This window comes from Pseudoalteromonas sp. S554, from assembly GCF_005930865.1.
Taxonomy (GTDB): domain Bacteria; phylum Pseudomonadota; class Gammaproteobacteria; order Enterobacterales; family Alteromonadaceae; genus Pseudoalteromonas; species Pseudoalteromonas marina.
This window is the reverse complement of sequence record NZ_PNDV01000074.1, coordinates 1-11,911: the sequence shown is the minus strand read 5'-3', so window position 1 is coordinate 11,911 and position 11,911 is coordinate 1. Positions and strand designations below refer to the sequence as shown.

Annotated in this window: 7 protein-coding genes and 1 pseudogene; 5 read left to right on the top strand and 3 right to left on the bottom strand. The window is 39.6% G+C overall.

Annotation, left to right across the window (positions count from 1 at the left end; genetic code table 11):
• Positions 1–100: 100 nt before the first annotated feature.
• Positions 101–517 (top strand): annotated as a pseudogene (locus CWB65_RS15465) (TolB family protein); the annotation flags it as partial.
• A gap of 63 nt (positions 518–580) precedes the next feature.
• Here the strand turns inward: CWB65_RS15465 and CWB65_RS15460 are convergent.
• Both CWB65_RS15460 and CWB65_RS15455 read right to left on the bottom strand, forming a co-directional pair.
• Entirely contained in the window at positions 581–1,735 is a 1,155-nt protein-coding gene (locus CWB65_RS15460; RefSeq protein WP_008126905.1) for a tetratricopeptide repeat protein, read from the bottom strand.
• A 48-nt stretch (positions 1,736–1,783) separates the two neighbouring features.
• Complete coding sequence (locus CWB65_RS15455; protein ID WP_008126907.1) at positions 1,784–2,917, bottom strand: PepSY-associated TM helix domain-containing protein; 1,134 nt, start codon at positions 2,915–2,917, stop codon at positions 1,784–1,786.
• Between the two features lie 284 nt (positions 2,918–3,201).
• Here CWB65_RS15455 and CWB65_RS15450 point away from each other — a divergent pair, with 284 nt between their 5' ends.
• Together CWB65_RS15450 and CWB65_RS15445 are read left to right on the top strand one after the other, a co-directional pair.
• Positions 3,202–3,816, top strand: coding sequence for a SemiSWEET family transporter (locus CWB65_RS15450; RefSeq protein ID WP_008126909.1), 615 nt, complete (start codon positions 3,202–3,204; stop codon positions 3,814–3,816).
• 75 nt (positions 3,817–3,891) lie between these two features.
• Entirely contained in the window at positions 3,892–4,680 is a 789-nt protein-coding gene (locus CWB65_RS15445) for a PhzF family phenazine biosynthesis protein (RefSeq protein WP_008126911.1), read from the top strand.
• 65 nt (positions 4,681–4,745) lie between these two features.
• Here CWB65_RS15445 and CWB65_RS15440 read toward each other — a convergent pair whose 3' ends face one another.
• Complete coding sequence (locus tag CWB65_RS15440; RefSeq protein WP_008126913.1) at positions 4,746–7,253, bottom strand: zinc-dependent metalloprotease; 2,508 nt, start codon at positions 7,251–7,253, stop codon at positions 4,746–4,748.
• A gap of 288 nt (positions 7,254–7,541) precedes the next feature.
• Between CWB65_RS15440 and CWB65_RS15435 the strand changes: the two genes are divergently transcribed.
• Together CWB65_RS15435 and CWB65_RS15430 are read left to right on the top strand one after the other, a co-directional pair.
• Positions 7,542–8,720: an efflux RND transporter periplasmic adaptor subunit gene (locus tag CWB65_RS15435; RefSeq protein WP_008126914.1), complete on the top strand. Its 1,179-nt coding sequence runs from the start codon at positions 7,542–7,544 to the stop codon at positions 8,718–8,720.
• A 12-nt stretch (positions 8,721–8,732) separates the two neighbouring features.
• Positions 8,733–11,876 (top strand): efflux RND transporter permease subunit, encoded by a 3,144-nt coding sequence (locus tag CWB65_RS15430; protein ID WP_138740925.1) that lies wholly within the window; start codon positions 8,733–8,735, stop codon positions 11,874–11,876.
• The last annotated feature ends 35 nt before the right edge of the window (positions 11,877–11,911 follow it).

Below are 11,911 nucleotides of genomic sequence, written 5' to 3'. Positions count from 1 at the left end.
AACTGAAGTCTAAAATGAAAGGTAACCCAGCTCCACAAGCCATTAACTGCGAGGGTTGTGGCGATTTATGTTACTTTAGAGGGGAAAATCCCTAGAACCCCTATTTGGTAAGGTGTATAACGCTCCTTTGTACATTAACTTTACACAAAAGCAGCGAGACGATGCACGCCTTGCGCTAGGCGGGTTTAACTCAAACCTTATAAACCAACACTACAATAGTGAATTTGTGCTTGCTGCTGATCTGCCTTTTTATAGTGCAACTGCCGAGCGTTACCAAGGGTATGGCGGCGGAGTTGCATATAAAGAAGGTATGCCGTGGCTGTATTACACTCAACATCAATTAGATGGTAGCGTTTACGCACAAAGTTACGGTTTAAAATATCAAGGTGACTTTAGCTTTGGCATGGGACCTGCGGGTGTCAATGATTTAACATTTAATGTGGGTGTGTCGCGTGTTGAGGGCAGTAGCTTTGACGATGAAATGCGTGCATGGCTGAGCTTTTACTATTCGCTTTAAATAAATTTATTGAGTTAATCTGAACTGTGGGTAGTAAATCGATTAACCACAGTTCAATTCACCCTAATCTTTATATTGCAGCGACAACAATTTGGCTTGATATACGTTTAACTTTTTATCGTCTCGCTCATACTCAATTGCTTTTTCAATTAGCCTCTTTGTGTGCTGTTTTTTACCTTGCTGGTAGCGAATTTTAGCAAGCTCTAGGTATAGCTCAGAAATATAGGGAGCTTTAACGATAGCGAGTTCTAAGTGGTCTTTTGCTCGATTAATAAAACCGGTTTGTAAATCGTTTTTTGCTAGAGCAAGCAGTTCATAAGGATCTCTTTCTTTGTAATTTAATTGGCTGGTTAGTTGCTCTACAAGTACAGTTTTACCAAGTTGTTTAGCTAATAGTTGATAGTTATTAACTAAATTGACGCTCGATAAATTATTGTTTATTGCTGTTTCGTAAATTACTTCTGCGTTTTTTAAATCTCCCACACGGCGATGTAACATACCCGCCATGTTAAAAAGCTCAGCATCATTCGGGGTAAATTTATTGGCTTGTAAAATAAAAGAATAAGCAGCGTTAAGATTTTCTTCAGCAAATGCTTTAGCTGCTAAGTTGCCATAAAACTTCGCAACTAAGTCGTTGTAGCTGGCGCTGCCAGAATAAAAACTACCGCGTGTAGGAAAATAATCAATCAGGGTACCTGGGCGAAAAACTTGAATAACGTTCTCTTTTTTCTCAACTTTTGGTGCATATACCATGGTTCTGAAATGATTAGCTACATAGACCATTCCACTTTCTTTTGCGTACACAGGTTCACTAGTAACTTCTTGAAAGCTGGTTTCTAGCCCCAGCGCATTTGCATAACTTTGTGTAAGAACCGCTAAACTAATACAGTTGCCGTGTGCGCGAGTCAGAGTTTGCGAAGAAGTTAATGTGTCACCATGATAACTAAAATCGCTAAGTTGGTTTTCTAAATAGTTGTAAATAATACGATCGGTTCTAACACCGTTTAGTTGCTGCTGGTCGGCATAAGCTAAAAAGCGTTTTTTTTCGGCGTTTGGCAATTCAAAAATATTCAACTCGGTGGGAGTATCTATTTGTTTAAAGCGGGTGTGATTAATAAGCGCAGTAAGCTGGGGTTGCTCAACTGTAGGCGTTGTTGGAGTGCTTTTACATGCACTTAGAAATACCAAAAATAATGTAACTAATACTATAGATTTCATAAGCCACCTCAATGTGATTTTTAACATTACATTGAGGTGACTTTTTAATCAAGCGGTTATTGTTCGTTGTTTATTATGACGATTTTTTTGCGATTGTTTTTTACGTTTGCGGCGTGTGAACCATAAATAAAAGCCAGTAGCGCTTAGCCATAGTGGGCTTAGACCTATAAAACTCCACAGTATTTTACTTATTAGGCCAGCAAAATAACCAAAATGAAGCTTACGAAAGCTGTCTAGCACTTTCCAGCCAAGACCTACTTGGCGTATATCCCAATTGGCAATATGCTCACCAGTGATTTTGTTATACGAAACGGTATTAGCGTATTCACTTGCCAGTGGGTTATTAGAATTTACTTCACCAAATACAGTAATGTTGTCATCAGGCTCTAATGGCATAACCAAGTAAGTGCTGTTGAACGTGGCTATTTGTTGCTTGCTGTCATCTAAAATATCTTGGAAGGAAACATTTTTGCTATACAGGTTTTTGGTTAGGGAATGATGTTCTTCTTCAGCGTGTTCAAGTACTTCGTGATACCAAACGGCACCATTAAAATAACCACCGGTTATAGCTAAAACAATTAAAATAGGTGAGCCAATAACACCAGTCATTTTATGAATATCACTTAATACGATTTGTAATGTTGCGCGCCAACGCACGGTAAACAGGCGTTGCCAAAATTTTCTGTAAATAATGAGACCGGTTATTCCGAGCACCAATAAAAATAAAGCAAAAAAGAACCCCAAAACGGTGCCTGTTTGGCCTGGTAAGCTTTTTAAATCATTGAGTAAAAAGGTGTAATGGAGTTCTAAAAACCAATCTGTAAAATAATGGCTCGTTCCCACGGGAGTTGACAAAATATCACCAGTATATTGATTTAAATGAAATTTATACCAAATTTGCGACTCGCGCTCGATTAAGTAAACCCGATCAGCAGTATCGTCGTTAAAAATTTCCCAGCTACCAATGACATACTCAGGGTAAGCGTTCTGAGTGATGGAAATTAACTCATCCATATTCAAACGTTCAGGTTGAGTGCTAATCACAAAATGACTTTCGGGCATAAGTAAGCCATCTATCTCGCTTTTAAATACAAGCACACTGCCAGTAATACTTATTACAATTAATGGAATAATTGCAATGAGAGCAATCCAGCTATGAATTTTGAAAAGTGTTTTTCTCATGGGTTATCGTTATCTAATTCACTTATATACAAATGATATCAATTGTTATTTGTATTTAACAGTGGTTGAGTAAGTATTCGGGAAATTAATAAACTGTGCACATTACATAACATATTTTGTAAATATAAGTTTCCAGTTCCTTGAAAGGGTTTTTGCTGTTTAGTTGAGTTAAATTAACTTCACTCTACAATGCCGCGCTCACAGTAAAAGCCTTTTAAAACAGATGTTTAATAAATGTTTTTATTAAGTAATTAAAGTAACCGTTATGTAACAGCGAGGTTGTTTTGGCGCACTATTTGCCTATTTTGTCTTCATTTATTTTACTTTTTAGCTTTTTACCATTGCTAAATAAAATTAGAAAAAACAGAAGTGTTTCTGGTTTATCTTTGCTGATGATGACATTTGGAGTCGCACAGAGTCTCTATTTCATAACGTATAACATTTATTTTGAGCGATACTTTATTGCTTTACCTTTTTTTGTAACAGGCGTATTAAGCGGCTTGATATTGTACTTTTTTGCCCGTTACAACGCCGCAAAGCAAGAACGGCTTCAGTTAGTGCTTATGCTTGGCTTTTCGCTTATGCCGTTTTCGCTGTTATTAAGTCCAAACTTTGATACCGCATGGGTGCTCAACGCACTTACTTATGTAGGATTGGTGATGAGCTCAGTGCGCGTAATGCCACAAACCTACAAAACGCTGCGCACAGGTGATGTAAGTAACTTAAGTGCTCGTTATTTTAGTTTGCAGTTCATAGCGGGCATTTGTGGCTTAGTTGTTGAGTTAACAAATACCACACCAAGTACTTCACACTTACTTATGTTTATCATGTTGTTGCTGACTAATGCCGTGCAGTTTGGTTGTATGCAATATTATAAAATGCGACCAGTAATGGCTTAATTATAAAAAAGTGTAGTGTTTAATTAAGTTAATTGTGGCATTTTTAACTTATGAAAAATAACCCAGTGCAAACTAATGCAATTAACTATTCACCAAATTGATGCGTTTACACACGCTTTATTTAAAGGCAATTATGCAGCTGTTATCCCACTTGAGTCGTGGTTGGATGATGACCTAATGCTAAACATAGGCGCTGAAAACAACGTATCTGAAACTGCGTTTACCTGTAGGCAAACCGATGGGCGTTTTGCTATTCGTTGGTTTTCACCTTTAATGGAAATAGACTTTTGTGGCCATGCTACTTTGGCTGCTGCGTATGTATTATGTGAAGAACATAATGTATCGCAAATTCGCTTTATCGCTGATGCAGTGGGTGAGCTGATTGTTAATAAAAACAATGATGGCAGCTTCGCCATGACATTCCCTAAACAAGCACCACAAGAGGTTAAAAACCCGCCACAGGCTCTGTTAAATGGCTTGTCTATACAACCTATTAAGGTACTTAAAAATCGTCAAGCTTACTTTGCTGTTTATGAATCGGCTAAGCAAGTAAAGAGCTTAAATACCGACTCGGCACTCTTAAAAACGCTAGCGCCACACGATGTAGTTGCCACTGCGCCTAGTGATGAATACGATTTTGTTTCTCGTTATTTTTGGCCTGCCAGCGGTGGCGATGAAGATTATGTCACGGGCTCTATTCATACAGGGCTTGCTCCATATTGGGCAAAACTGTTAGAGAAGACACAATTAACTGCCTATCAGGCATCTAGCCGAGGTGGTCATATACAGTGCGATGTTGGGGAGTCAACGGTAACTTTAACAGGCCATGCTGTTAGGTATTTAAAAGGCAGAATTTACCTTTAATGGTGATAGGAATTAAGTTTATAAAAAAGGCCACAATCAATGTGGCCTTTTTTTGTTACAACTATTTACGCTTCGAGTGCTTTTGCAATTAAGCGATCAATATACTTTTTATGGGCTTTGGCTGCAGTATCTGCGCCCCATGACAGGCTTGTATCCGCTATTTCGGTTAACTGATAAAGCGCGGCTGTTTTAGCGAGGTTATCGAACTTGCTTGGTTTGCCTAAACCCGCAATAGCGATCAGTTGGTTTACATATTCAATTTGTAAATTGTGACTGATTGAGCTGGCCTCTGCGTCTTTTACAAAAATACTCGCCGTTAAATCCCCCATAAATTGATTTAAGCTATATTCGTTTCCGTATAAAGCGGTATCTGAAATACGCAGTAAAACCGCTGGGTGCAGCAGCTGTGCAAGCACAGACTTTTGCATGCCTAAAATCATTTTGTGAGGTTTAGGGTCTTCATTTTTACCATAGTGATTAAACCCGCGGCGCTGTTGCTGCATGAAGTTATAAAGCGGTTGCATGCTTTGTAACACATCAGGTGCAAACACGTACTCGGCTAGAATTTCCATGGCTTGAGTTTGTTTTTCAAGCGGCACCGGGGTGAAAGGCTTGTCGGCGTTTGTATCACCTACAACGGCGCGCTCTACATAAACCCCACCAATTTGGCGAGATACAATACCCGCCTGCGATCTGTACTGACCAAATAAGCTATTAGCTGAGGTAACAAGTTGCTGGTAAGAGTCGCCTTCAACAGTGGCTTTATCTTTAAGCTCAGTAAACAGTTTATTAATAAGTGCCATGCGGTCTGCACCATACGCCGCTGGGTTTGATGACAAATCGCCAATCATTACGCGGGGATCGATATGACGGCCCGGCGCGCGCATATCGTCTGCATCGTTACCAAACGCTAAAGCATGCTCACTAGAACGCGCAAGAATTTTACTAAGACGAGCTTGCTCGGCAGATTCATCAGCCAGCGCTACGCTGTATCCGTAGTTAATAGCCCAGTCGTCGTATGGGCCTGGTTTAGTTTGAAAAATATCACCTTGCTGCATGCCAATCGGCGCAATGTTAGCCGGTGCATAATCCATTACTGAGCCTGTTACGATACCTTGGGTTTTACTCTTATCGTGCACTTCTTTCTCATTCCACAAAATAGATGATTTCATGTTGTGGTTAAGGCCCAGTGTATGACCTACTTCATGCAGAATAAGCTGTGTTAACCCTTGGCGTATCATTTCGTTTTCTTCAATGCTATCGCCAGCAGCTAAGCCTTTTGCAAGCATAAGGTTTTGTTGAATTTCATGACCTAATGAGCAGTTTAATTCACCAGTATGTGTACTATTGCTGTGGCTCATCGCGCCTTGTGTATAAAGGGTGTCGTAAATCCAGCGATTTTTCATAAATACAAACTCAAGCATAATGTCTGAGCCCAGTATTTCGCCTGTTAGCGGGTTGGCAAGTGCAGGCCCGTAGCCACCAAATGGTGGTTTAGGCGATGAGGTCCAACGCAGTACGTTGTAATTAATGTCGCCTGCATCCCAGTCGGCATCATCAGGTTGTATTTTTACTTCTAAAGCATTTTTAAAGCCTGCTTTTTCAAAAGAGCTGTTCCATGCAAGTACAGCGTCTTTAATTGTGTCACGCCACTCTATTGGCGTGGTGTTTTCTATCCACCATGTAATTGGTTTTACAGGCTCTGAAAGTGCAGCGCTTGGGTCTTTCTTTTGTAAATCCCAGCGCTTAATAACATCTTCGTAAGGCGTCCAATCAGTTGACGTCATTTGATCAAACTGGTTTGTGAAATAACCAATGCGCGCATCGTCTAAACGAGGTTGGTAGTTGTTTTGTGGGAGTGCTACAAATGAATGCTGAACCTTCACAGAAACACTACGCGGGTCACTTACTGCGCCAGAGCCACGAACGGTTGGACTTGCATTGGTAAATACGTAATCTACGACAACGTCTAAATTATTAGGGTAAGGACGCTGTTTAATAATGCGCGATTTTTTGCTGTCTAGCTTGCCTAGTTTAAAACGTTTTTTCGCATTTTTATCTGCGGGATTTATAGTAGGAGATACTTTATGAAGTGCTTCACTTAAAAATAACTTATTGACGTTAAAGGCAATTTTACCGTCTTCTTCTTTTTCTATTTTAATACTCGCAAGCACAGCTTCACTAATGTTTGCATTGCTGGCTTTTGAAATGGCACTGTTTTCGTCAAATTTATAACGAGGTGTTTTACTTATAATATCGATACGGTCGAAGTACTTTCTAAACTCAATGAGTTTGGTTTCACGGTAAGATCCACGAAAGTGTCCAGCATCAGTCACCCCATCAACTGTATGAGCAAAATAAACGAAAGGAGTATCAAGCTGCGATTCGTTAATGACCATTAAATGCTTACCCGTTTTTTCGTCCTGATAAAGGTTAAATATACCGGCAAATTCGGTTTGACCTTTGATCATTTCACTTAATGTTTTTGGTTTTTTTTCGTCTTTTTTGTCATTGGCAAAAGCATGGCCGCTTAGAGCAATACTGAGCGCAAGAGTTAGGGTGGTTAGTTTCATAATGTCATCTTTTCGTTTGTTAATTTATTTTTACTGTACGTAATTTCAATTTGTTTCGTACAACAAATCGATGAAATAATACCTTTTTTATTTAATGTATTGATTTTAAATAGTAAAAGTTTGTAACAAAATATAATTTTATGGCTATATAATCTAATTTATAATTAAGTAATTAATTACGAGAAGTATAATTAATGCACATTTGTAACAGTTGCTTACAAATGTCACGTAATTGTTTAATTAAGCTCTGTTATTATGGCGTTAATAGAAATTTGGGGTAATTAGGATATGCAAACAAATTCACTTAGATGGGTTTTTCCATTTGTTGCGCTTGCTATAGGAGTTGTTGGTTTTAAAGCAATAAACGCTCTTGCAAATGAACAAGAAAAAAAAGCGTTAGTTGATACGCGACCTACTGTTCAAGTTGAGCCGGTTTCGGCTAACGACCATCAGGTTGTAATTAACAGCTATGGAGAAGTAAAGCCGCTGGAAAATACACAACTGTCTGCACAGGTATCGGGAGAGGTACTGAGTTGGAATCCGAGCTTTGTTGCCGGTGGGGTTGTAGCACGTGGTGAAACCTTATTTTCGATTGAGAAAGATAACTACGAAGCTGCAGTGCTTGTGGCTGAAGCTGAACTTGCTCGTGCCCAAGCGGGTTTAATTGAAGAACAAGCGCAAGCAAAAGTAGCTGAAGACGAAGCAAAACGCTTTCCAAGTAAAGCGCGTACTGATTTATTTTTACGTAAGCCTCAAGTACTTAGTGCGCAAGCAAATGTTAAATCAGCGCAAGCAGCATTAAAACGTGCGCAGCGAGATTTAGAAAACTGTGATGTTAAAGCACCTTACGATGCACTTATTGTGAGCCGTAATGTAGGTGTGGGCCAATACGTGACAATGGGCTCGCAAGTCGCTGAGCTAAACAATATAGAAACTGCTGAAGTAATTATTCCTATTGCAGGCTTTGATAGTGTGTTTTTGCCTGAACGTATTAAAGGGATTACCGCAACAGTTATTCAAAAAGGCCTTAATAGCTTTACTCGTGAAGGCGTTATTGACCGCGATTTAGGTATTGTAGATAACGCAACACGTATGAGCAGTTTAGTGGTGCGAATTGAAGACCCGTATGGCCTTAAAAATAAACAGCCAGCAATTAAATTTGGCAGTTACGTACAGGTTAATTTTGCTGGTACAACATTAAATAATATCTACCGTTTACCTCAAGCGCTTGTTAACAACCAAACCGTTTGGGTGGTAGGTGAAAACCAAACCCTTGAACCAAGAAAGGTAACGGTAATACGAGAAGAAGGCGAGTACTTCTATATTAGTAGTGGCCTAAAAGCTGACGATAAGCTGGTGGTTACGTTACCAGAATATCCTCAAAAGGGAATGGAAGTTAAAATAGCAGGTGCCCAACCGGCACCTGAAAGCTCTGATGTGAGCACCTCAAATACGCAACAGCTTTAAGGTGTAATAACAATGAGTGAATCAACACAAACAAAACAAACAGGGTTAATAGCTTATTTTGCTAATAACTCGGTTGCTGCAAACTTAATGATGTTGTTTATTATCGTAATGGGTTTTTTAAGCTACAAAACGATTCAGCGACAAATGTTTCCTAATATAGAAATTAACTATATTAACGTAAACGCTAATTACCCAGGCGCCTCTCCTCAGGAAATTGAAGAAAGTATTCTTATAAAAATTGAAGAATCACTTAAAGATATTACCGAAATAAAAAAAGGCGTGTATCGCGCATTTAGAAACGGCGGCTCTGCAAGTCTTGAAATTCATACAGACGCAGAACTGACCGATGTGCTTGATAAAGTAAAGTTGCGTGTTGACGGTATTGCTACTTTTCCAGCCGGTATGGAACCGGTCACCATAAGTCAGATTGAATTTAGACAAGATGTAATAGGCATGACACTGGTTGCAGACTTGCCTTTATTTGAGCTTAAGCCGATAGCAAATAATATTGAAGATGAATTGCTGCAATTATCTAATGTATCGCTTGTGGTCAATGATGTACCGCTTGATGAAATAGCGATTGAAATCGACCCAGATACATTACGCCAGTACAACTTAACAATTTCAGATGTTATGAATGCCGTGCGTCGTTACTCTGCTAACTTTTCGGCAGGTCAGTTAAAAACTGATGCGGGCGTTATATCAGTTCGTGTTGAAAACCAATTTTATTCAGGCGAAGAATTTAGACAAATTCCGGTAAAAATTGGCGAGTATGGTGCCAAAGTTTTACTGCAAGATATTGCCACAATTAAAGATCAATTTACTGAAGGTGAACGTTATTTTAAGTTTAATGGTGAAAATGCCGTTTATTTATCAGTAAAAGCAACGCAATCACAAAATATTATTCCGGTAGCTGAATCGGTTAAAGCGTATATTGATAAAAAGAATAAAGAGCTCCCACCGGGTGTGCGTATAGAGCCTTTAATGGATATGACGTACTACCTAAATGCTCGCTTAGATATGATGAAATTAAACCTTCTTCAAGGTGCGATTTTAGTCGCAATTATGTTGTCGTTATTCTTACGCTTTAAGTTGGCATTGTGGGTAATGATAGGTTTACCAGTGTGCTTTTTAGGCGCGATGATGGTGATGCCACTATTTGGTATTAGCATAAATATCGTTTCGTTATTTGCGTTTATCATGGTGCTAGGGATTGTGGTGGATGACGCCATAGTTATAGGCGAAGCCGCATACAGTGAGGTTGAAAAAAGTGGCGGCGGTGTCGATAACGTTGTACGAGGTGCAAAGCGTGTAGCGACCCCAGCGACATTTGGTGTACTTACTACCATTGCTGTATTTGCGCCGTTTACGCTTTCGAGCGGCCCTGAAAGTGCCTTTTTTTACGGTATTGCTGTTGTTGTAATGCTATGTTTGGTATTTAGCTTAATTGAATCGAAGCTCATATTACCTGCGCATATTGCACATACACATTTTACTCCTATTAAAAAAGGTGGCTGGCGAGATAGATTTAATACCCGCTTTTTTGGTTTTGTAAACGGCCCATATAAACGTTTTGTTTCTAAGTGTGTTGAATGGCGTTGGACTGTTTTATTTAGTTTTATTGCTTTATTAGTCGTGACTTTTGCATTAATTGCTTCAAATCAGGTGCGCACTATTCCTTCACCTAAAGTACCGCATGATTTCCCACAAATTAATATTGAAATGAATGACAACGTATCCGACATTCAAACTATTAATGCTATTCGTGAAATAGAAGCGATGGTGCTTGAGGTAGATAAAGAAACAGAGCGTCAAACAGGTCAAAAAATTATCCGCGATTTACTCGTGTTTAACCAAGGCCGCACAGAGGCGCAATTATTAGCCCCATTAGTTGATGAAGACTTACGTCCTTACGATGCGTTTGAATTATCGCGCCGTTGGCGTGAAGCCATGCCTAATATTGCAGGTGTTAAATCGTTAACTATTCAAGACGACGTCGGCGGCGGTGGCGGCAACGGTGGTGGCGAGTTTGGTTACCTTCTATTTGGGTCTGATATCGATACATTAAACGAAGCAGGGCGCCGTTTTATTCAATTGCTCCAACAGCAAGAAGGCTTGTTTGATATAAGTTCAACCATAGATCCAGCCAGTAAAGAAGTGCAAATGAGTTTAAAACCCGTTGCATTTGATTTGGGGTTAGATCTTGCCAGCATTGCCAATCAAGTTGGCGCTAGCTTTTATGGTGGCGAAGCACAGCGCGTAATTAGAAATGGTGAAGAAGTCCGTGTAATGGTTCGTTACCCTAAACTTACACGCGAAGCATTTTCATCACTTAAACATACAGTGGTGACTACACCAACAGGGCGCGAAGTGTTATTGGGTGATGTGGTTGAGCTAACCGAAACTCCCGGTATTAGCTACATTCGCCGTGAAGGTGGATATCGAACTGTTTATGTGTACGGCAGTATTGATGAAGAGCAAATTGAGCCGGGCGAAGTGGTTAAACAGGTAAAAGAAAACCTATTACCACAGCTTAAAGAAGAATACCCAAGCGTTAAATCAGAACTTGGTGGTGCTATTGAGGAGCAACAGGCGCAAGCCAATGAGCAAATGTTGTTTTTTATTGGAGGCATGATACTAGTTTACATACTGCTTGCTGTACCACTAAAAAGCTATTCACAACCGCTTATTGTAATGTCGGTTATTCCGTTTAGCTTAACGGGGGCTATTTGGGGGCACTACTGGTTTGATTTGGATATGAGCTTAATGTCTGGCTTTGGTCTTATTGCTGCAGCGGGCGTTGTAATTAATGACTCCTTGGTTATGACCGACTATGTAAACCAGGTACGTAAGCAAGGCGTTAGCGTTAAAAATGCTGTAATTGAAGCCGGCTGTGCGCGTTTCAGAGCAATATTACTCACCTCAATCACTACGTTTGCTGGTGTGTTGCCTATTATGTTTGAAACTAGCCTACAGGCTAAGTTTGTAATTCCTATGGCAGTTGCGCTGGGATTTGCAGTTATGTTTGCAACCTTAATTACGCTTATTCTTGTACCTTGTTTGTACATTATATTAGGTGATATTGGGGCCTTATTTAAAAACACTTACAGACGTATTTTTAAACGAAGAAGTGTAGAAGTGTCTGTTGATAGCTGATTTTTGCTAAACAATAAAAAAGGACTGAGTGTTAA

Bases quoted from the DNA above. Each gene is read 5' to 3' on its own strand.
- CWB65_RS15445 (WP_008126911.1), top strand. From the start codon at position 3,892: ATGCAATTAACTATTCACCAAATTGATGCGTTTACACACGCTTTATTT.
- CWB65_RS15460 (WP_008126905.1), bottom strand. From the start codon at position 1,735: ATGAAATCTATAGTATTAGTTACATTATTTTTGGTATTTCTAAGTGCA.
- CWB65_RS15430 (WP_138740925.1), top strand. From the start codon at position 8,733: ATGAGTGAATCAACACAAACAAAACAAACAGGGTTAATAGCTTATTTT.
- CWB65_RS15440 (WP_008126913.1), bottom strand. From the start codon at position 7,253: ATGAAACTAACCACCCTAACTCTTGCGCTCAGTATTGCTCTAAGCGGC.
- CWB65_RS15435 (WP_008126914.1), top strand. From the start codon at position 7,542: ATGCAAACAAATTCACTTAGATGGGTTTTTCCATTTGTTGCGCTTGCT.
- CWB65_RS15455 (WP_008126907.1), bottom strand. From the start codon at position 2,917: ATGAGAAAAACACTTTTCAAAATTCATAGCTGGATTGCTCTCATTGCA.